This is a genomic window from Curtobacterium sp. P97, from assembly GCF_023712445.1.
Classification (GTDB): Bacteria; Actinomycetota; Actinomycetes; order Actinomycetales; family Microbacteriaceae; genus Curtobacterium.
On sequence record NZ_JAMAYF010000005.1, the window covers coordinates 58140 to 78809 of the forward strand.

A 20670-nucleotide genomic window follows, 5' to 3' on the forward strand; every position below is an offset into this window, starting at 1 on the left:
GTTGCGCGACGGACCGGTGTCGCGTCGTCGGTGGTTCGCCGGAGGTGACCGGCCGGGAGGCGCGGCGTGCGTCGACGACGCAACGCCGTGCCTCCCGGCCGGTCGCGTCGGGTCAGGACCCGGCGTTCTCCAGTGCCACCAGCGTACGCCGTCGCTCCGCCTGTTCCGCCGGGTCCGGCACGGGCAGCGACGCGAGCAGCCGCTGCGTGTAGGGGTGCTTCGGCGCACCGAGGACCTCGGCGGTGGTGCCCGTCTCCACCAGGTCGCCGCGGTACAGCACCGCGATGCGGTCCGACAGTGCGCCGACGACCGCGAGGTCGTGGCTGATGAACAGCGACGCGAACCCGAGGTCCTGCTGCAGCTCGAGGAAGAGCTCCAGCACGCGGGCCTGCACCGACACGTCGAGCGCGCTCGTCGGTTCGTCCGCGATGAGCAGCTTCGGCCGGAGTGCGATCGAACGCGCGAGCGAGGCGCGCTGCCGCTGGCCACCGGACAGCTCGTGCGGGTACCGGTCGCCGTAGGACGCCGGGAGCTGCACCATCTCGAGCAACTCGCCGACGCGCTTGCGGGCGGCTCGGGGGTTCCGCACCTCGCCGTGCACGACGAGCGGCTCGGCGACGCACTCGGCGATCGTGAGCAGCGGGTTGAACGAGGTCGCCGGGTCCTGGAACACGAACCCGATGTCCTTGCGGTGCCGCTTGAAGTCCCGCTCGCGGTACCCGAGCATCTCGGTGCCGAGGACCTCGAGCGACCCGCCGGTGACGCGGGTGAGCCCCGCGATGGCCCGACCGATCGTCGTCTTGCCGGAGCCCGACTCCCCCACCAGCCCGAGCACCTCGCCGGGACGGACGTCGAGGTCGACGCCCTTCACGGCCCTGAAGGCGGGCGAACCGAGGCGGCCCGGGTACTCGATCTCGAGCCCCTTCGCGCTGACGAGGGGCTCGACGTCGGTCGCGATCACCGCTCGGCGGGCCGTCCCGGTCGAGGCCTCCAGCCGGGGCACGGCGGCGAGCAGGCGCTTCGTGTAGTCGGCCTGCGGGTCCGCGAAGAGCTGCGCGACCGGTGCCTCCTCCACGACCTCGCCCTGGTACATGACGGCGACCCGGTCGGCCAGGTCGGCGACCACGCCCATGTTGTGCGTGATGATGACGATGGCGGCGCCGAACTCGTCGCGGCAGCGCCGGAGCAGGTCGAGGATCTCGGCCTGCACGGTGACGTCGAGCGCGGTGGTCGGCTCGTCGGCGATGATCACGCTCGGCTCGAGGGCCAGTGCACTCGCGATGACAACGCGCTGCTTCTGCCCGCCGGAGAACTGGTGCGGGTAGTGGTCGACCCGCGTCTCCGGGTCGGGGATGCCGACGCGTCGCAGGTAGTCGATCGCCTTCGCGCGGGCGTCCTTCTTCGAGACGCCGCCGTGCGCCCGGAGGCCCTCGGCGATCTGCCACCCCACCGTGAAGACCGGGTTGAGCGCGGTCGACGGCTCCTGGAAGACCATCGCACCGGCCGTGCCGCGGAGTTCGCGGAGCTTGGCCGACCCGACGCTGACCACGTCGGTGCCGTCGAGGTACACCGCACCACCGAGCGTCGCCGTCTCGGGCATCAGCCGCAGCATGCTGCGGGCCGTGACCGACTTGCCGGAGCCGGACTCGCCGACCAGCGCGAGGACCTCGCCCGGACGGACGTCGAGACTGACGCCCTTGACCGCGTCGACGGCACCGCCGTCGGTCGCGAAGGTGACGGTCAGGTCGTCGACGACCGCGACCGGTCGGTCCTGCTGGTCGTTCGCTGCGTCGGTCATGCCGTCGCCCCTTCCGTGCTGGCGGCCTGCTTCCGCGAGACCAGCTGCTTCAGCCTCCTCCGGGCGCGCAGGCGCGGGTCCGAGATGTCGTTGAGGCTCTCGCCGATGAAGGTCACGCCGAGCACGAGCACGACGATCGCGACGCCGGGGAACACACCGGTCCACCAGACGCCCGACGCGACGTCCGACAGCGCGCGGCTGAGGTCGTAGCCCCACTCCGCGCCGCTGGTCGGGCCGATGCCGAACCCGAGGAAGCCGAGGCCGGCCAGGGTGAGGATCGCGTCGGAGGCGTTCAGCGTCAGGATGAGCGGCAGGCTCCTGGTGCTGTTGCGCAGCACGTGGCGGGTCATGATGCGCCACGGGTTCGTGCCGATGACCCGCGCGGACTCGACGAACGCCTCGTTCTTCAGGCGCACCGCCTCGGCACGCACGACCCGGAAGTACTGCGGGACGTAGACGACGGTGATCGAGATCGCCGCCGCGACGATGCCGCCCGTGTAGCTCGAGTTGCCGCCGGAGATGACGATCGACACGACGATGGCGAGCAGCAGCGAGGGGAACGCGTAGATCGCGTCGGCGACGACGACGAGGACCCGGTCGAGCCAGCCGCCGACGTACCCCGACACCATGCCGAGGATGACCCCGATCGTGATCGACACGACGACCGCGACGATGACGACGAGCACCGCGGTGCGCGCGCCGAAGACGACGCGGCTGAACACGTCGAAGCCACCGACCGTGGTGCCCCAGACGTGCTCGGCGCTCGGCGGGGCGGTGCGCGGGAAGCCCTGGCCGTCGGCGCCCTGCAGCTGACCGAAGCCGTACGGGGCGATGAGCGGCGCGGCGAGGGCGACGATCAGGTACAGGGCGCAGATGACCACGCCGGTGATGAGCATGGCGCGCTGCCAGCCGGTGCTCCTGCGGAGCTGGACCACCACGGGCAGCCGCTTCCAGAGCGGCTCGTGGCGGTCGACGAGCGAGGTGTCGGCCATCGCTAGAACCTCACTCTCGGGTCGATCAGCGCCGCGACGACGTCGACGACGAAGTTCGTCACGGCGACGATCACGGCGAGCATCGCGACGATGCCCTGGACCGCGACGAAGTCGCGGGCCGACAGGTACTGGTTGAGCTGGAAACCGAGCCCGCGCCAGCCGAACGTGGTCTCGGTGAGCACCGACCCACCGAGCAGCATGGCGATCTGCAGACCCATCACGGTGATGATCGGGACCAGCGCCGGACGGAAGGCGTGCGTCCGGACGAGCCGGGCCTCCCGGACGCCGCGCGAGCGGGCCGCGTCGACGTACTCGGATCCGAGCGAGCCGATCATGTTGGCACGGACCAGACGCAGGAAGATGCCGGCGGTGAGCAGGCCGAGCGTCAGCGCGGGCAGGACGGCGTGCGACAGTACGTCGCCGATCACCTGCGCGTTGCCGGTGCGGAGTGCGTCGATGAGGTAGATGCCGGTGGCACCCGGGATGTTGTCGAGGATGAGCGACACCCGGGTGGAGGCGCGGTCACCGAGCGGCAGCCAGCCGAGCCAGACGGAGAAGACGAGCTTGAGGAGCAGACCGCCGAAGAACACCGGCGTCGCGTACGTCAGGATCGCGAGCGCTCGGAACAGCACGTCCGGCCACTTGTCGCGGACGTACGCCGCGAGCATGCCGAGCGGGATGCCGAGGACGAGGGCGACGATGAGCGCGTAGAAGACCAGCTCCGCGGTCGCGCCGCCGTACGTGACGATGACCTCGGTGATCGGACGGTTGTCGGTCGACGTCGTGCCGAAGTCCCCGCGCACGATGCCGCCGAGGTACTCGAGGTACTGGACGATGACCGGCCGGTCGTAGCCGGCGGCGTGCAGACGTTCCTGGAGCTGCGAGGGCGTCAGACGGCCACCGACCGAGGCGGTGATCGGGTTCCCGATGACGCGCATCAGGAAGAAGACGAGCGTCACCAGGATGAACACCGTCGGGAAGATGAGGAGGAAGCGGACCAGGATGTACCGACCGAGCCCGCCGCCCTGCCCACGGGCACGTCGCTGTGCCTGGGGCTTGGTGGGGTCGGTGGCCAGCTCCGGTGTCGCCTCGGGGGTGCTGAGGGTCACGGGGACGGGTGCCTTTCGGTGCCGTTCGGGACGTGGCCACGGGGGCGCTCCTCGTGGGAACGCCCCCGTGGGCCGACGCCGGTGTTACTTGGAGAGGGTGGCGTAGCGGAACTTGTACGAGGAGTCGAGGGTCAGGCCCTTGACGTCCTTGCCCGCGACCGCCACGGACTTGCCCTGCAGGAGCGGCAGCGTCGAGATCTGCGTGGCCTCGCGCTCCTGCGCCTGCTCGATGAGCTGCGCGCGCTTGTCCTTGTCGGACTCCTGCTGCTCCTCGGAGATCAGCTTCTGGATCTCCGGGTCGTCGTAGTGGTTCTGCACGAAGTTGTCCTTCGTGAAGAACGGCGACAGGTAGTTGTCGGCGTCCGAGAAGTCCGGGAACCACCCGAGCTGGTACACCGGGTAGGAGTCCTTCGTCCGCTCCTGCGCGTAGGTCGTGTAGACCGTCGACTGGATCTTCACGGAGAACAGGCCCGAGTTCTCGAGCTGCGTCTTGAGCTCGGCGTACTCGTCGTCCGACGTCGAACCGTAGTGGTCGGGCGCGTACTGGATGTCGAGCTGCACCTTGCCGGTGACACCGGCCTTCGACAGCGTCTCCTTCGCCTTGTCGACGTCGGGGCCGCCCTTGCCGTTGCCGTAGAGCTCCTCGAACGGCTTCGCGGCACCGGTCAGGCCGTCCGGCACCATCGAGTAGACCGGCGAGTACGTGTTGTTGTAGACGTCCTTCGCGAGCTTCTCGCGGTCGACGACGTCGGCCACGGCCTGGCGCACGGCGAGGGCCTTCGCCTCGTCCGCGTCGGACTGGCTCGCGCCGAACGGCTGCGTGTTGAAGTTGAAGACCAGGTAGCGGATCTCGCCACCGGGGCCGTCGGTGACCTTGACGGAGTCGTCCTTGCGCAGGTCGGCGATGTCGGTCGGCGTCAGCGAGCGGTACGCCACGTCGACGTCGCCCTTCTGCACGGCGAGCTTCAGGTCGGTCTCCTTGGTGTAGTAGCTGGCGGTGACCTCCTTGGTCTTCGCCTTGCCGAGGAGCCCGTCGTACTCGGGGTTCGCCGAGTACTGGATGGTGTCGTTCTCCTTGTACGAGGTGATCTCGTACTGCCCGGCGAACGCCTTGCCCTTGACGATGTCCGCCGCCGGGGTGAGCTCGTCCGCCGAGAAGACCTGCTCGTCGACGATCGGGCCTGCGGGGCTCGAGAGCACCTGCGGCCAGGTCTGGTCGGCGTGGTCGAGGTTGAAGACGACCGTGGTGTCGTCCGGGGTCTCGATGCTCTTGAGGTTGGCGAGCAGCGACTGCGGACCGTTCTCGTTGTTGATCTTCAGCTCGCGCTCGAACGAGAACTTGACGTCACTCGAGGTGAGGTCGTTGCCGTTCGCGAACTTCAGCCCGCTCTTGAGCTTCACCGTGTAGGTCGTGTCGTTCGTGAACTCGCCGCTCTCGGCGATGTCCGGCTTGACGTCGGGGCTGCCGACGGGGGTGTTCATCAGGAACGGGAACACCTGGTTCTGCACGGCGAAGGAGCCGTTGTCGTAGGACCCGGCCGGATCGAGGGACGTGACCTTGTCCGTCGTGCCGATGCTCAGGCCGTTGAGGTCGGTGTCGGAGACGCTGCTGCTCGCGCAGCCCGTCAGCACCAGCGCCGTCGCTGCTGCCCCGGCGCCGAGCGCGATGCCGCGCCTGCCCCACTTGGATACGGATGCCATGTCCGCTCTCTCTCTCGGTGATGGTTCGCAAGGGGTCCCGCGGAGGGCGGTGGATCGACTGTGAGGCCCGCCGGGAACGCTCATTGGTACCACCCTGACACGGAAGTCCACGATTCGAGGGACATTTGTTTACACCCTTGTAATGCACGACCGCGTCGCGTGGCGCATGATGCGCGCGTCACGGAGCGGCGTGTCGCGCACGAAAGTTGCGTGGTGCAACGGGGACGGGGGCGGCCGCTGCCTGCCACCGGGCGGGCGGGCGGCTGCCTGCGGCCGGCTGCCCGCTGCCCGCTGCCGGCTGCCCGCTGCCCGCTGCCGGCTGCCCGCTGCCGAGCGGGCGAGATCCGTCACGCTCGACCTCCCCGGCCGACACATCCCACCCACCCGACGTCACGCGCGCGGCACGTCCTGCCCCCCCCCCCCGGCGCCGGTCGGTGGTGCTCGCGTTCGGGTTGCACGACGTGCCGCTCAGTTCGGGCCGCGGCGGCGGGTCGTGCGACCAGGACGACCGCACACGGCACGTCGTGCGACCGGAACGGCCAGTGCGAGCGGCCGGGCCACGGCGGGACACCGAGCGGGCGGAGTACGTCACCCTCGGCGTCTCCGGGCACCGATCCCCACCCGCTCGACGTCATCCACGCGGCGATCCCTGCCCGCTGCGACGGCGGCTGCGACGGCGACGGCGACGGCGACGGCGACGGCGACGGCGGATGGTGCTCGCGCCCTGGTCGCGTGACCTGCCGCTCAGTTCGGGTCGCGGCGGCGAGTCCTGCGACCAGATCGACCCAACGCGGCAGGTCGCGCGACCCTGGGGTCCAGCACGAGTGGCCGCGTGACCCTGGGGTCCAGCACGAGTGGTCGCGCGACCCTGGGGTCCAGCACGAGTCGCCGCGCGACCGTGCGGGCCAGCACGAGTGGTCGCGCGACCGAGCGGGCCAGCACGAGTGGCCGGGCGACGACGCGCTGCCGCCCCTCGCGGAACGGCTCAGCCCTGCGCTGCCGCCTCGGCGTCGGCGCGGAGGCGCATCCGCTGCGCGTCGATGTCGACGAGCTGGCGCTGGATCTCGGCGCGCCGGTCGGACTGCTCGTGCGGGTCGGCCCGCTGCAACTGCCCGAGCAGCGAGGCCTTGCGGGCGAGCAGGTCCCGCTCGACCAGGGCCACGACGATGCTCCGGGCGTAGAGCGCCAGGTCCTCGTCGGTGCGAGCCGGGATCGGCGCGAGTGCGAGCTCCTGCACGAGACCGCGGAACGGCGCCGGCACGTCCTGCAGCAACCGGTCGAGCCAGTCCCCCGCACCGATCGAGTCGACGTTGGCGACCACGGCGTCCCGCACGACCGACAGCATCGGCGCCGAGAACGTCGCGCCGGCCGCGAGCCAGATGAGCGGTGCGCCCACGTACCCGGGCTGCTGCACCATCGCCATCACGGCGTCGCGCTCCATCCGGGTGATCGGGTCGTTCGGCAGCAGCCGCAGACCGGCCACGGGCTCCTCGGGCGGGGCGACCAGCTCGCCACCGGGACCGGCCTGACCGACCGGCACCGGGCCTCCCGTCCGGTCGGTGCGCGCTGCGGACGCGCGCTGACGCGCCGAGTCGACCGCCCGCCGGACGTCCGGGATGTCCATGCCGAGCCACCCGGCGAGTTCGCGGACGTACCCCTGCGTGAGGGAGCGGTCGCGGATCCCGGCGAGGACCGGCGCGGCGGCCCGCAGTGCGCTGACCCGCCCCTCGACGGTCTCGAGGTCGTGGCCGTCGAGCGTCCGACGGATCATGAACTCGAACATCGGGCGCTTCGCGCTGACGAGCCGGCGGATCGCGTCGTCGCCCCGCGCGAGTCGGAGGTCGCACGGGTCGAGCCCGCCGGGAGCCACCGCGACGTAGGTCTGCGCTGCGAAGCGCTGCTCCTCGGCGAACGCCCGCGAGGCGGCACGCTGCCCGGCCTCGTCGGGGTCGAACGTGAAGACCACCTCGCCGTTGGCGTTCGGGTCGGCACCGCTGACGTCGCCGAGCATCGGCCGGAGGACCTTGATGTGGTCGACACCGAACGAGGTGCCGCACGTCGCGACGGCGGTCGTCACACCGGCGAGGTGGCACGCCATGACGTCGGTGTAGCCCTCGACGATCACGACCTGCTTGCCCTTGGAGATGTCCTTCCGGGCGAGGTCGAGCCCGTAGAGGACCTGGCTCTTGTGGTAGATCGGCGTCTCGGGGGTGTTGAGGTACTTCGGGCCCTTGTCGTCGTCGAGCAGCCGACGCGCGCCGAAGCCGATCGTCGCACCGGTCACGTCACGGATCGGCCACACGAGGCGTCCGCGGAACCGGTCGTACGGCGAGCGGTCACCCTGTCCGGCGAGTCCCGCCGCGAGGATCTCGTCCATCGAGAACCCACGGCCCCGCAGGTGCTCACGCGTGGCGTCGTACGACTGCGGCGCGAAGCCCACGCCGAAGTGCTGCGCTGCCGCGGGGTCGAAGCCGCGCTCCCCGAGGAAGCGTCGCGCGGGCTCGGCAGCCGCCGAGGTGAGCTGCGACTGGTAGAACTCGAGCGCTGCCTCGTTCGCGGCGATCAGCCGCGCGCGCTGGTTGTAGTCGGTGCGCGGGCCGTCGCCCTCTTCGTAGTGGAGCGTGAAGCCGATCTTCGCGGCCATGCGCTCGACCGCTTCCTGGAACGTCGTGTGGTCCATCTTGATGATGAACTCGAAGACGTCGCCGTCCTCGCCGCACCCGAAGCAGTGGTACCGGCCGACCTGCGGCCGCACGTGGAACGACGGGGAGCGCTCGTCGTGGAACGGGCAGAGCCCCTTCAGCGAGCCGACGCCCGCCGACTTCAGCGTGACGTGGTCGCCGACGACGTCGGCGATGTTGACACGCGAGCGGACCTCGTCGATGTCGTTCCGCGCGATCCTGCCAGCCACCCCTCGATCCTAGTTCGTGCGGCCGGTGCCGGAGGACGGTCCGTGTCCGCCTGTGGAGAGCACGACGGCCGGGAGGCGCGGTGCACGACCAGCACGCGCCCCACCTCGGTCGGTGCGCACGTCGACACGCGCGGCGGCCGGGCAGGAGCCACTCCGGTCCGACCGAGACGGCGCCGTCCGCCCGAGACGGTGCCGGGTCGACGAACCGGACACAAATTCGACCGCGTCTCGCCCTCACGGCGGCGTCTCGCACGGCGGCGTCCCACGCGGCGGCGTCCCGCACGCCGGCGTCCCGCACGCCGGCGTCAGACCGCGATGTGCGTCGTCTCCCGGTCCCCCACCACGAGTCGCTTGTGCCACGCCAGCGCCCCCTGGTCCGTCAGGCTCGCGACCTGGTCGACCACGGCCCGCAGCCGCCCGGCGTCGTCGGACGCCGAACGCCAGTCCGCCGCGAAGCCCGGCTCGAGGTCCGCACTGCCCGTCGCCGCCAGGGCGTCGAGCAACTCGGTGAGCACGCGACGCTGGTCCTCGTACACGGGCTGCCGATTGCCCTGCGTCATGACGAACGCCGCGACGATGCCCTTCAGCACCGCGATCTCGCCGATGATCTCCGGCGGGGTGACGACCGAGGCCGCGAACCGCACGAGGGACCCGGACGCGTAGGACTCGCGAGTCGCCGCCGTCGCCGTCCGCGCGAACCGTCCGATGAGCTGCGAGGTGAGGTTCTTGAGCCGCGCCATGTCCCGCCGCGACCCGTCGTACGACGTCATCCACAGCGGCAGCGACCGGAGTCGGTCGAAGGCCTCGAGCAGTTCGTCACGGCTGAGGTCCGACCCGACCCAGGCGTGCATCGCGGTGACGATGTCGTTCTCGCCGACCCGGTCGCCCAGGGCCGCGACGTCGATGAAGCCCGCGACGACGGCGTCCTCGAAGTCGTGCACCGAGTAGGCGATGTCGTCGGACAGGTCCATGACCTGCGCCTCGATGCACCGCTGCCGACGCGGAGCACCGCGCCGGAGCCACGCGAAGGCGTCGTGGTCGTCGTCGTAGAACCCGAACTTGGTGCGCCCCGACGATGCCTCGGCGACGCCCTGCGCCGCCGGCCACGGGTACTTGCAGCTCGCGTCGAGCGAGGCCCGGGTCAGGTTGAGCCCGTACGGACGCTCGTCGTCCGGCCCGTCGCCGTAGACCTTCGGCTCGAGGCGGGTCAGCAACCGCAGCGTCTGGGCGTTGCCCTCGAAGCCGCCGATGTCCGCCGCCCAGGCGTTGACGGCGGTCTCGCCGTTGTGCCCGAACGGCGGGTGCCCGATGTCGTGCGCCAGGCACGCGGTGTCGACGACGTCGGGGTCGAGCCCGAGGGAGTCGGCGAGCTCGCGCCCGACCTGCGCGACCTCGAGCGAGTGCGTCAGGCGGTTGCGGGCGAAGTCGAGTCCGGTGGTCGGGCTGAGCACCTGGGTCTTCGCGGCGAGGCGTCGGAGCGCGCTCGAGTGCAGCAGGCGGGCACGGTCCCGGGCGAAGTCGGAGCGACGGCTGCCGTGGGTCTCGGGCAGCCAGCGCTCCGCGTCGGCCGGCCCGTACGAAGCGGTGGCGCTCATCCGCCGCTGTGGTGCAGCTCGGCGGCGGCGAGGACCTTGCGGAACTCGGCGTCCACGTCGCGCGACTCGAGCCAGCGGTCCGGCAGCGCCGTGCGCTTCGGGTGCCCGGCGCGGCCTCGCGGGCCCTCGACGTCGGCACCGGGGTACGGCGCCGACCAGTCGAGCTGCCCGAGCAGGTCGTCGATCTCCTGCAGGCTCGAGGCCATGGAGAGCGCCGAGCGGACGTCGCCGCCGATCGGGTACCCCTTGAAGTACCAGGAGACGTGCTTCCGGGCGTCGCGGCACCCGTGGTCCTCGGACCCGAAGAACTCGACGAGCAGCTCGGTGTGTCGACGGAAGGCGGTCGCGACGTCGCCGAGCGAGGGCATCGCGCGCACGTCCTCACCGCGGAACGCCGCCGCCAGGTCGCCGAACAGCCACGGCCGACCCAGGCAGCCGCGGCCGACCACGACACCGTCGCAGCCGGTCTCGTCGACCATGCGCAGGGCGTCGGCGGCGGACCAGATGTCGCCGTTGCCGAGCACCGGGATGTCGGTGATCGTCTCCTTCAACGTGGCGATCGCGGACCAGTCCGCCTGCCCCGAGTAGTGCTCGTTCGCGGTGCGGGCGTGCAGCGAGATCGCGGCGACACCGGCGTCGCGGGCGATGCGTGCCGCGTCGAGGTAGGTCAGGTGGTCGGCGTCGATGCCCTTGCGCATCTTCACCGTGACCGGGACGTCGCCGGCGGCCTTGACCGTCTTCTCGACGAGGTCCTTGAAGAGGTCGGTCTTCCACGGCAGGGCCGCTCCCCCGCCCTTCCGCGTGACCTTCGGCACCGGACACCCGAAGTTGAGGTCGATGTGGTCGGCGCGGTCCTCGCCCACCAGGATCGTCGCCGCCTCGGCCACGGTGTTCGGCTCGACGCCGTACAGCTGGATGGACCGCGGCGTCTCCGACTCGTGGTGCTGGATGAGCTGCATCGACACCGGGGTGCGTTCGACCAGCGCCCGCGAGGTGATCATCTCGCAGACGTAGAGCCCGGCGCCGTACTCGCGGCAGAGCCGGCGGTAGGCCATGTTCGTGATGCCCGCCATCGGCGCGAGCACGACCGGCGCCTCGACCTCGATGGGGCCGATGCGCAGGGGCTTCGCCGTGCGGGGCGCCGTGGTGGGCGCGTCGGTGATCGTCATACGTGCTCCATTCTCCCACGCGTGTCCGCGCCGGTAGCGTTCTCCACATGACCGACTCCGCGATCGCCCGGTTCGACGCCGACGCCGCCGCCCGAGGGCTCGCGGTGGACGTCGTCCAGCGCCCCGCCGCCGACTCCCTCGAGGGTGCCGCAGCCCTGCTCGGCATCGACCCGGGCGACATCGTGAAGACGCTCGTCGTCAAGCGTCACGACGGTGGCTTCCTGCTCGCGCTGGTGCCGGGCGGCCGCAGCATCGCCTGGAAGAAGCTCCGCGCCGTCGTCGGCGTCAACAAGCTGTCGATGCCCGACGCGGCCACCGCGCTCGAGGCCTCGGGCTACGAGCGCGGCACGATCACGCCGATCGGCGCGACCGGCGACCTGCCGGTGTACGCCGACGAACGCGTCCTGGGCCGCCGCATCGCGCTCGGTGCCGGCCGGCACGGCGCGAGTGCCTTCGTCGACGGTGACGCGCTCGTCGCCGCCTACGACGCGACCGTCGCCGACATCACCGACGAGGAGCCCGTCCGCTAGCGGACGGCTCAGTCGGGGACCTCGGTCCAGTCGCCCTCGGCACCGGGGACGAAGCAACTGTCACCCTCGCAGACCGGCGCACCGCCGGGCGTGACGAGCGTGAGCAGGGCGGGTCGCGCCTCCCGGTCGTCGGCCTGGAGGCCCGGCTCGACCGGGCCGGTCGTCGTCACGCCGGTCACCGGGTCGCCTCCGCGTCCGCGGTCGCGTCGTCCGCGGCACGCTGCTGCTGCGCCGCGAGCTCCTCGGGCGTCACGTCGCGGAGCGCGACGACCTGGCGGAGCACCTGCTCGAACGCCGCCGGGTCCTGTGCGCCGGAGACGCCGTACTTGCCGTCGATGACGAAGAACGGGACGCCGTTGATCCCGAACGCCTGCGCCTGGGCCTGGTCGGCCCGGACGGCGGCGAGCTGGGCGTCGTCGCGCAGGGTCGCCAGGACCTCGTCGCGGTCCAGACCGATCGAGGCGCCGAGGTCGGCCAGGGACTCGTCCTGTCCGACGTGCTCGCCGCGCTCGAAGTACGCGGTGAAGAGGCGCTCGACCATCTCGAGCTGCTTGCCGTGCTGCTTCGCCAGGTGGATGACCTGGTGCGCCTTGACGGTGTTCGTGTGGCGCAGTGCGTCGTAGTCGTAGTGCAGCCCGACGGACGAGGCGATGCCGGCGACCTGGTCGATCATCTGCTGTGCCTGCTGCACCGGCAGGCCCTTGTGCTGCGAGAGGAACTCGGCCTCGGTGCCCTCGAAGTCGACCGGGGTGTCCGGGCTCAGCTCGAACGAGTGGTACTCGACCTCGACCGGCTGGGCCTCGGGCGAGGAGGCGAACGCGGCGACGCCGGCCTCGAACTTCCGCTTGCCGATGTAGCACCAGGGGCATGCGATGTCCGACCAGACATCGACCTTCACAGACTCGTTCACACGAGGTGCAAGCCCGGCCCCTGCCCGCGCATTCCCGCGGTCACGACCCGCTCCTCGCGCACCGTGTCTCGTGCGCCGTGTCTCGTGCGCCGTGCACAACGAGAGGCACCCCGAACAACGGGATTCCGTGGTCCGGGGTGCTTTCGGTTGTGCAGCGGCAGGTCGCACCGGCGATCGCTGACCGCGGCCGGCAGGTGCTGCCGCAGCAGCCGCGCGCGCTACGCGCCGAGGAGGCGCTGCGCCAGGTAGCCCTGCAGCTGGTCGAGCGAGACGCGCTCCTGCGACATGGTGTCGCGCTCACGCACCGTGACCGCCTTGTCGTCGAGCGTGTCGAAGTCGACCGTGATGCAGAACGGCGTGCCGATCTCGTCGTGGCGACGGTAGCGACGACCGATCGCGCCGGCGTCGTCGAAGTCGACGTTCCAGTGCTTCCGCAGGTCGTCGGCGAGCCCGCGCGCCACCGGCGACAGCTGCTCGTTGCGGGACAGCGGGAGCACCGCGGCCTTGACCGGCGCCAGCCGCGGGTCGAGGCGCAGGACGGTGCGCTTGTCGACGCCGCCCTTCGCGTTCGGGGCCTCGTCCTCGTGGTACGCGTCGAGCAGGAACGCCATGAGCGCACGGGTGAGCCCGAACGACGGCTCGATGACGTAGGGCACGTACTTCTCGTTCGCGGCCTGGTCGAAGAAGCGCAGGTCCTTGCCCGACGACTCGATGTGGTTGTTCAGGTCGAAGTCGGTGCGGTTCGCGACGCCCATGAGCTCGCCCCACTCGGAGCCGGCGAACCCGAAGCGGTACTCGATGTCCGCGGTGGCGTCCGAGTAGTGCGCGCGCTCGCCGTCGGGCACGTCGAAGCGTCGCAGGTTCTCGGGGTCGATGCCGAGGTCGGTGAAGAACGCCACCGCGTCGGCGATCCACTGCTCGTAGTGGGTGTCGACGTCGGCCGGCGGCACGAAGTACTCGATCTCCATCTGCTCGAACTCGCGCGTGCGGAAGATGAAGTTGCCGGGCGTGATCTCGTTGCGGAACGCCTTGCCGACCTGGCCGATGCCGAACGGGGGCTTCATGCGGCTCGTCGTGACGACCTGCGCGAAGTCGACGAAGATGCCCTGCGCCGTCTCCGGGCGGAGGAAGTTCAGCCCTTCCTCGGACTCGACCGGGCCGAGGTAGGTCTTGAGCATGCCGGAGAACTCGCGCGGCTCGGTCCACTCACCGCGGGTGCCGCAGTTCGGGCACGGCACCTCGGCCATGCCGCCCTCGGGCGCTCGACCCTTCTTCGCCTCGAACACCTCGAGCAGGTGGTCTTCGCGGAACCGGTGGTGGCAGTGCAGGCACTCGACGAGCGGGTCGGTGAAGGTGGCGACGTGACCCGAGGCCTCCCACACCTTGCGGGGCAGGATCACGGCGGAGTCGAGGCCGACCATGTCGCCGCGGCCGCGGACGAACCGCTGCCACCACTGGCGCTTGATGTTCTCCTTCAGCTCGACGCCGAGGGGCCCGTAGTCCCACGCGGAGCGGGATCCGCCGTAGATCTCCCCCGACTGGAAGACGAAGCCACGGCCCTTGGCCAGGGCGATGACGCTGTCGAGACGGGAGGACGGTGCCAAGAGGACTCCTGAGTTCGCCGGACTGGGTGCCCGGTGCGGGAACGGTACCGGGCAAGCGTACCGGCCCCGCGGCGACCGACGGACGCCGGTCGCGCACCCGTGGACGGCCCGGCTCACCCCGCGGGACGGAACCCCTCCACCGCGCCCAGCACCGCGACGACCCGGTCGACGTCGGCGTCGTCGTTCCACAGGTGGAAGGCCAGGCGCAGCCGGCCCGCCCGTCCGCTCGCCGTGACCCCCGCCGCGGTCAGGGCGCGGAGGGCCGACCCGTCCGGGTCGGGGAAGGTCGTGATCGCCTGACCGGATCGGGGCGTCCCGAGCGCGTCGGCGAGCCGGTCCGTGCGACCGGTCGCGTGCCTCCAGGCCGAACCGGCGTCGACGGACGCGAGGTGTCGCAGGGCGGCGACCGCCCCCGGCCACGCCTGCCATGCCGGGGACACGTCGAAACGGCGGGCGTCGTCGGCGAGCTGCATGGTCGGGCCGTAGCACGAGGACCAGACGTCCGCTCCCGCGTACCAGCCGGCCTGCACGGGGCGGACGCGCTCCAGCGCCGCGTCGGAGAACGTCGCGAAGGCGACGCCGCGCGGTGCGCACAACCACTTGTAGGCGTGCGTGACCGTGACGTCGAACGGCGCGGCGGACACCGGCAGGACGCCCGCGGCCTGGGTGAGGTCGCAGAGGGTGAGGGCACCGGCGGCGCGCGCCACGTCGAGGACCGGGGCGGGGTCGGTCACCACGCCGGTGGCGGACTGCACGGCGGACCAGGCGACGAGCGCGGTGCCCGGGCGGACGGCGTCGGCGAGTCGCTCGAGCGGGACACTGCGGACCGTGACGCCGCGGTGCGCCTGGACGAGGAACGGGAAGACGACGGACGAGAAGTCGCCGTCGGGGACGACGACCTCGGCACCGTCCGGCAGTGACGCAGCGACGAGTGCCACCATCGCCGAGGTCTGCGACCCCGTCGCCACCCGTGCGGCGTCCACGCCGACGATGTCGGCGAAGAGCGCGCGGCCCTCCTCGACCAGGGCACCGTACGTCGCGGGCGAGGTCTCGGCGCGCGACCACGCATCGAGGTCCGACCGCTGTGCGGCGAGGGTGCCGAGCGTGGGGAGCCCGGCGGTGCAGGCGGCGAGGTAGCCCGATCCGTCGACGAAGGAGTCCATGCCCCCAGGCTCCGACGGCCGGCACCATCACGCCAGGGCAGGCTTCTTCGGGGACCCATAACATCGTGTTGTGGAGTCCATCGAACCGCAGCTGCTCCGGGTCCTGCTCGCCGTGCGTGACGGCGGGTCGATCAGCCGTGCGGCCGCGGCGCTCGGCTACAGCCAGCCCGCCGTCAGCCAGTTGCTCACACGCGCCGAACAGCGGCTCGGGCACGACCTCGTGCTCCGCGGCGGCCGCGGCGCGACCCTGACGGAGTCCGGACGCGTCCTCGCCGACCACGCCCTGCACGTCGAGGCGGCCCTGGCCGCAGCACGAGAGGACCTCGACGCGGTCGGCGGTCTCGCCCGCGGGCGGGTGCGGCTCGCCGGCTTCCCGAGCGCGTCGTCGACCCTCGTGCCCCCGGTGCTCGCGGCGCTGGCGACGGACAGCCCCGGGGTGGTGACGTCGTACGTCGAGGCCGAGCCCCCCGAGGCCGTCGAACTGCTCCGGCGCGGCGAGGTCGACGTCGCCCTGACCTTCTCGCACGCACTGCAGGACGACTCCGCGAACGATCCGACCCTGACCACGCGCGTGCTCGGGCGCGATCCGCTCGCGCTCGTCACCGCCGCGGGTGCGGTGCCGCCCGGGGACCGGGCAGCCGACCTCGCCGCGTTCCGGGACGCCCGGTGGATCGGCGGTTGTCCGCGGTGCCGCGGGCACCTGCTCGCGTCGTGCGCGGCGTCCGGGTTCACGCCGGAGATCGTGCTCGAGACCGACAACGCCGCGGCGGTCGTCGGGCTGGTCGCGGCCGGACTCGGCGTCGCCCTGCTGCCCCGGCTGGCGCTGTCGACCACCGTCGTACCGTCCGGTGTGGCGGTCACGCCGGCCGACGACGCGCTGGCACGACGGGTCGAGGTCGTGGTCGCCCGCGGCGCGGACCGCGTGCCGAGCGTGCGGGCGGCGCTGGAGGCGGTCCGTGGGGTGGCGCACCTGCTCACGTGAGGCGCGGCGCGCTGTCCGTGGCACGGGTCTCGTGTCGGCACCGACGGCCGCCCGGCCGGCCGCGGGTCGGACGGGAGGCCCGTGGCGGCCCCGCCACGGGCCTCCCGTCAGGCGGTCGGTGCGTCCACCGCGCCGCCGTAGCGTCGGTCGCGGCGCGCGTACTCCTCGATCGCTCCCCACAGGTCGGTGCGGCGGAAGTCCGGCCAGAGCTGGTCGAGGAACACCATCTCCGCGTACGCGGACTGCCACAGCATGAAGTTCGACGTCCGCTGCTCGCCCGAGCTCCGCAGGAACAGGTCCACGTCGGGCAGCTCGGGCACGTAGAGCCGCTTCGCCAGGGCCTTCTCCGTCACCTGGCTCGGCTTCATCCGACCGGCGGCGACGTCCTCGGCCATGCCCCGGACCGCGTCGACGATCTCGTTCCGCCCGCCGTAGTTGACGCACATCGTGAGGGTGCAGACGTCGTTGTCGGCGGTCATCAGCTCCGCGGTCTGCAGCTCGTCGACGACGCTCCGCCAGAGCCGGGGTCGCCGGCCGGCCCACCGCACGCGGACACCCCACGCGTGCAGCTGGTCGCGACGGCGGTGGATGACCTCGCGGTTGAAGCCCATCAGGAAGCGGACCTCGTCCGGCGACCGCTTCCAGTTCTCGGTCGAGAACGCGTACGCCGAGACGTGCTTGACGCCGATCTGGATCGCGCCGGCGACGACGTCGAGCAGCGAGGCCTCGCCGGCCTTGTGCCCCTCGACCCGCGTCAGGCCGCGCTGGTTCGCCCAGCGGCCGTTGCCGTCCATGACGATCGCCACGTGCTCCGGGACGAACTGCGCCGGGATCGCCGGCGGCTGCTCCCCCGTCCAGTCGACGGGTCGCAGTCCCTCGGACACGGCTTCGGACGCGGACCGGCGTGGGCTCATGCAGGTGTTCCTTCGTGATCGGACGTGACGGGCACGGCGGGCGCCGGGGTGGCGGCCACGGCTGCCGGAACCCCACCGGGGGTCGGTGCGACCGGAGCGGGGTGTTCACTGCGGTCCACGTGGGGCAGTGACCGGAGCGATCGTTCCAGGTGCCACTGGGCGTAGGCCGCCACCACGCCGGAGGCCCGCGACCGCGTCCGCTCGTCGGAGGCGTCGACGGTCGACCAGTCCCCGGCGAGCAGTGCCCCGAGCAGGCCGAGCGTGTCGGTGTCGAGCCGGGGCGTCCCGGGCGGCGCTGCACGGTCCGCCACCACCCCGCCGAGCTGCACGACGAAGGCGGTGTGCGGCCCGGGCTCCCCCGTCACCGCACAGTCACCGAACGACGGCGCCCACCCCGCGATGCTCATCGCCCGGAGCAGGTACGAGTCGAGCGTGGCGCTGACGACGTGCTCGTGCCTGGACAGTGAGCGCAGGGCACCGACGAGCAGCAGGTACTGCTGGAGCCCGGCGTCCGCCTCGCTCAACCGGTCCGCCGTCTCGACCATGGCGCTGGCCGCCGTGTAGGCGCCGTAGTCGGTGACGATCTGGGCGCCGTACGAGCCGAGGCTCTCGGCCTGGGTGACGATGTCGAGCGACCGACCCTCGTAGAACTGCGCGTCGACGACCATGAACGGCTCGAGTCGCGACCCGAACTTCGACGCCGTGCGCCGTACCCCCTTGGCCACCGCCCGGATCTTGCCGTGCTGCCGGCTCAGCATGGTGACGATGCGGTCGGCCTCGCCGAGCTTGTGGGTGCGCAGCACGACGCACTCGTCCCGGTACAGCGGCATTGCCCCAGTATCCCCCGCGGCGCCGACAGCGGGTGCCGGCGGCGAGGCCGGCGCCGAGCGCGGCGCGGCGTCGCCCGAGCGGCGAGCGCGGAGCGCCGAGCGCCGAGCGCCGAGCGCCGAGCGAGCGAGACGCGCCGCGCGCGGTCTGCCGAGCGGGCAGATCCCGTCGCCGGACGACGCCGAGCGTGACCGAACCCGCCCACTCGACGCACCGCCGTCGCCGGACGACGCCGAGCGTGACCGAACCCGCCCGCTCGACGCACCGCCGACGCCGGACGACGCCGAGCGTGACGGGATCCACCGGCTCGCGGCACCGCCGATGCCGCGCGACGACCGGTCGTCGGCGTCCTGTCCGGTCGGCGCCGAGCGGGCACGACACACCGCGTGAGTTCCGTCCGGCGGGCAGATCCCGTCGCCGGACGACACCGAGCGTGACGGGATCCGCCCGGTCGACGACACGTCCACAGACGGGAGGCGCGGTGTGGGACGGACCCGCACCGCGCCTCCCGAGAGCGCTGGCGTCCTACGCCGTGACCAGCTCCGGCGTCCCGGTCGCGGCCCCGGCGCGCACGGCCCGGTTCACCGCGGAGACGATCGCCTTGAGCGAGGCGGTCGCGATGTCGGCGTCGATCCCGACGCCCCACAGCCGCGTGCCGTCCACGTCGAGCTCGACGTAGGCGGCGGCCTTCGCGTCACCCGAGGCGCTCATCGTGTGCTCGGAGTAGTCGTACAGCGTGACCGCGACGCCCTGCTCCCGCATGACGGTGAGGAACGCGTCGACCGGACCGGTGCCGACTGCATCGGCGGCGACGGACCCCTCGTCGACACGCATCGCGACGTGGAGCTCCGTGGTGCCGTCGAAGTCGCTCGACGTCGCCGTCTTCGTGATCTCGTACCGGCCCCACTTGTCCGACTCGTCGTCGGCGGGCAGGTACTCGTCGCGGAACAGGTCCCAGATCCGGTCGGACGAGAACTCGCCGCCCTCGGTGTCGGTGCGCTGCTGCACCACGCCGGAGAACTCGATCTGCAGCTTGCGGGGCAGGTCGATCGCGTGGTCGGTCTTGAGCAGGTACGCGACGCCGCCCTTGCCGGACTGCGAGTTGACGCGGATGACGGCCTCGTACGAGCGGCCGATGTCCTTCGGGTCGACGGGCAGGTACGGCACCGCCCAGGCGATGTCGTCGACGGACTTCCCCGCGGCGGTGGCCTTGGCCTGCATCGCCTCGAAGCCCTTGTTGATGGCGTCCTGGTGCGAACCGCTGAACGCCGTGTAGACCAGGTCGCCGGCCCAGGGCTGCCGCTCGGGCACCGGCAGCTGGTTGCAGTACTCGACGGTGCGCTTGACCTGGTCGATGTCCGAGAAGTCGACCTCGGGGTCGATGCCCTGCGTGAACAGGTTCATGCCGAGGGCGACGAGGTCCACGTTGCCGGTGCGCTCGCCGTTGCCGAACAAGCACCCCTCGATGCGGTCCGCCCCGGCCATGTAGCCGAGCTCGGCGGCGGCGACGGCGGTGCCGCGGTCGTTGTGCGGGTGCAGCGACAGGATGACGTCCTCGCGGTGGTCGAGGTTGCGCGACATCCACTCGATCGAGTCGGCGTAGACGTTGGGCGTGGCCATCTCGACCGTCGCCGGGAGGTTGATGATCACCTTGCGGTCGGAGGTCGGCTCGAAGACCTCGAGCACGGCGTTGCAGATCTGCGCCGCGACCTCGAGCTCGGTGCCCGTGTAGGACTCCGGTGAGTACTCGTAGAACACCTGCGTGCCGTGCTGCAGCCGGGCCTCGGCCGCCTTGCACATCCGGGCGCCCGCGACGGCGATGTCGACGACGCCCTGCACGTCGGTGCGGAAGACGACCTCGCGCTGGACGATGGACGTCGAGTTGTAGAGGTGCACGATGGCCTGCTTCGCCCCGTCGATCGCCTCGTACGTGCGGTCGATGAGGTGCTCACGCGCCTGGGTCAGCACCTGGATCGTGACGTCGTCCGGGATCGCGCCGTCCTCGATGAGCGACCGGACGAAGTCGAAGTCGGTCTGCGATGCGCTCGGGAAGCCGACCTCGATCTCCTTGTAGCCCATCCGGACGAGCAGGTCGAACATGGTCCGCTTGCGCTCGGAGTCCATCGGGTCGATCAGGGCCTGGTTGCCGTCGCGGAGGTCCACCGCGCACCACCGAGGCGCCCGGTCGATGCGCTTCGTCGGCCAGGTGCGGTCGGGCAGGTCGACGCGGATCTGCTCGTGGAAGGGGACGTACTTGTGGATCGGCATCCCGGAGGGGCGCTGGGTGTTCTGCATGGTCGTCGCTTTCGTCGTCTCGCCGGCATCGGCGCTGTGGGGGGCCACGACGGACTCCGCGACGAGGTGGGCCGTGTGTCAGGCCTCGTCGCGGCAGCGAAGGAGGAGGAGCGCCGAGTACATCGCTGCCACCGTAGCACTGGTACACCAGCGCGGTGCAAGTGGATGA

The 20670-nt window shown here is 71.6% G+C and carries 16 protein-coding genes; 2 read left to right on the forward strand and 14 right to left on the reverse strand.

Translation table 11 applies throughout. From position 1 onward, the window contains the following. Window positions 1-112: 112 nt before the first annotated feature. The 7 genes from M3677_RS06790 to dusB all read right to left on the reverse strand — a co-directional run bounded on the left by M3677_RS06790 (window position 113) and on the right by dusB (window position 11275). Window positions 113-1798 carry an ABC transporter ATP-binding protein gene (locus M3677_RS06790; RefSeq protein WP_251160100.1) on the reverse strand — a complete coding sequence of 562 codons (1686 nt, stop codon included), beginning with the start codon at window positions 1796-1798 and terminating at the stop codon, window positions 113-115. Next, the gene (locus M3677_RS06795; RefSeq protein ID WP_066653922.1) at window positions 1795-2790 is read right to left on the reverse strand and encodes an ABC transporter permease; all 996 of its coding nucleotides are present in this window, start codon (window positions 2788-2790) and stop codon (window positions 1795-1797) included. Before M3677_RS06795 ends, M3677_RS06790 begins: the two co-directional genes overlap by 4 nt. Window positions 2791-2792: 2 nt before the next feature. Further along, window positions 2793-3866 carry an ABC transporter permease gene (locus M3677_RS06800; RefSeq protein WP_245171437.1) on the reverse strand — a complete coding sequence of 358 codons (1074 nt, stop codon included), beginning with the start codon at window positions 3864-3866 and terminating at the stop codon, window positions 2793-2795. 117 nt (window positions 3867-3983) lie between these two features. Further along, a complete protein-coding gene (locus M3677_RS06805) occupies window positions 3984-5600 on the reverse strand; it encodes an ABC transporter substrate-binding protein (protein WP_251160101.1) in 1617 nt (538 codons plus the stop codon). A gap of 985 nt (window positions 5601-6585) precedes the next feature. Further along, on the reverse strand, window positions 6586-8511 hold the full coding sequence (gene dnaG, locus M3677_RS06810) for a DNA primase (RefSeq protein WP_209683000.1): 1926 nt from the start codon (window positions 8509-8511) through the stop codon (window positions 6586-6588). Window positions 8512-8816: 305 nt separating this feature from the next. After that, on the reverse strand, window positions 8817-10106 hold the full coding sequence (locus tag M3677_RS06815; RefSeq protein WP_251160102.1) for a deoxyguanosinetriphosphate triphosphohydrolase: 1290 nt from the start codon (window positions 10104-10106) through the stop codon (window positions 8817-8819). Next, a complete protein-coding gene (gene dusB / locus M3677_RS06820; protein ID WP_066653911.1) occupies window positions 10103-11275 on the reverse strand; it encodes a tRNA dihydrouridine synthase DusB in 1173 nt (390 codons plus the stop codon). Before dusB ends, M3677_RS06815 begins: the two co-directional genes overlap by 4 nt. Window positions 11276-11322: 47 nt before the next feature. Between dusB and M3677_RS06825 the strand changes: the two genes are divergently transcribed. Further along, window positions 11323-11805, forward strand: coding sequence for an aminoacyl-tRNA deacylase (locus M3677_RS06825; protein ID WP_251160103.1), 483 nt, complete (start codon window positions 11323-11325; stop codon window positions 11803-11805). An 8-nt stretch (window positions 11806-11813) separates the two neighbouring features. Here M3677_RS06825 and M3677_RS06830 read toward each other — a convergent pair whose 3' ends face one another. From M3677_RS06830 to M3677_RS06845, 4 genes are all read right to left on the reverse strand, one after another. Further along, a complete protein-coding gene (locus tag M3677_RS06830) occupies window positions 11814-11984 on the reverse strand; it encodes a hypothetical protein (protein ID WP_158407743.1) in 171 nt (56 codons plus the stop codon). Continuing rightward, entirely contained in the window at window positions 11981-12715 is a 735-nt protein-coding gene (locus tag M3677_RS06835) for a DsbA family protein (protein ID WP_066653907.1), read from the reverse strand. The genes M3677_RS06830 and M3677_RS06835 overlap by 4 nt, the downstream gene beginning before the upstream one ends. A gap of 218 nt (window positions 12716-12933) precedes the next feature. Beyond that, on the reverse strand, window positions 12934-14319 hold the full coding sequence (locus tag M3677_RS06840; RefSeq protein WP_251160104.1) for a glycine--tRNA ligase: 1386 nt from the start codon (window positions 14317-14319) through the stop codon (window positions 12934-12936). A gap of 113 nt (window positions 14320-14432) precedes the next feature. Continuing rightward, a complete protein-coding gene (locus tag M3677_RS06845; RefSeq protein WP_251160105.1) occupies window positions 14433-15482 on the reverse strand; it encodes an aminotransferase class V-fold PLP-dependent enzyme in 1050 nt (349 codons plus the stop codon). A 70-nt stretch (window positions 15483-15552) separates the two neighbouring features. Between M3677_RS06845 and M3677_RS06850 the strand changes: the two genes are divergently transcribed. Continuing rightward, complete coding sequence (locus M3677_RS06850) at window positions 15553-16464, forward strand: LysR family transcriptional regulator (RefSeq protein ID WP_066653900.1); 912 nt, start codon at window positions 15553-15555, stop codon at window positions 16462-16464. Between the two features lie 107 nt (window positions 16465-16571). Here M3677_RS06850 and M3677_RS06855 read toward each other — a convergent pair whose 3' ends face one another. The 3 genes from M3677_RS06855 to leuA form a co-directional block, all read right to left on the reverse strand. Further along, window positions 16572-17378: an isoprenyl transferase gene (locus M3677_RS06855; protein WP_251160106.1), complete on the reverse strand. Its 807-nt coding sequence runs from the start codon at window positions 17376-17378 to the stop codon at window positions 16572-16574. After that, window positions 17375-18208: a DNA repair protein RecO gene (recO, locus tag M3677_RS06860; protein ID WP_066653894.1), complete on the reverse strand. Its 834-nt coding sequence runs from the start codon at window positions 18206-18208 to the stop codon at window positions 17375-17377. Before recO ends, M3677_RS06855 begins: the two co-directional genes overlap by 4 nt. A gap of 523 nt (window positions 18209-18731) precedes the next feature. Continuing rightward, complete coding sequence (gene leuA / locus M3677_RS06865; protein ID WP_251160107.1) at window positions 18732-20501, reverse strand: 2-isopropylmalate synthase; 1770 nt, start codon at window positions 20499-20501, stop codon at window positions 18732-18734. Between the last annotated feature and the right edge of the window lie 169 nt (window positions 20502-20670).

What these genes read in the sequence shown, in the direction of transcription:
- M3677_RS06805 (WP_251160101.1), bottom strand. Translation starts at nt 5,600, where the DNA reads ATGGCATCCGTATCCAAGTGGGGCAGGCGCGGCATCGCGCTCGGCGCC.
- M3677_RS06815 (WP_251160102.1), bottom strand. Translation starts at nt 10,106, where the DNA reads ATGAGCGCCACCGCTTCGTACGGGCCGGCCGACGCGGAGCGCTGGCTG.
- M3677_RS06795 (WP_066653922.1), bottom strand. Translation starts at nt 2,790, where the DNA reads ATGGCCGACACCTCGCTCGTCGACCGCCACGAGCCGCTCTGGAAGCGG.
- dusB (WP_066653911.1), bottom strand. Translation starts at nt 11,275, where the DNA reads ATGACGATCACCGACGCGCCCACCACGGCGCCCCGCACGGCGAAGCCC.
- M3677_RS06855 (WP_251160106.1), bottom strand. Translation starts at nt 17,378, where the DNA reads ATGAGCCCACGCCGGTCCGCGTCCGAAGCCGTGTCCGAGGGACTGCGA.
- M3677_RS06845 (WP_251160105.1), bottom strand. Translation starts at nt 15,482, where the DNA reads ATGGACTCCTTCGTCGACGGATCGGGCTACCTCGCCGCCTGCACCGCC.
- M3677_RS06790 (WP_251160100.1), bottom strand. Translation starts at nt 1,798, where the DNA reads ATGACCGACGCAGCGAACGACCAGCAGGACCGACCGGTCGCGGTCGTC.
- recO (WP_066653894.1), bottom strand. Translation starts at nt 18,208, where the DNA reads ATGCCGCTGTACCGGGACGAGTGCGTCGTGCTGCGCACCCACAAGCTC.
- leuA (WP_251160107.1), bottom strand. Translation starts at nt 20,501, where the DNA reads ATGCAGAACACCCAGCGCCCCTCCGGGATGCCGATCCACAAGTACGTC.
- M3677_RS06825 (WP_251160103.1), top strand. Translation starts at nt 11,323, where the DNA reads ATGACCGACTCCGCGATCGCCCGGTTCGACGCCGACGCCGCCGCCCGA.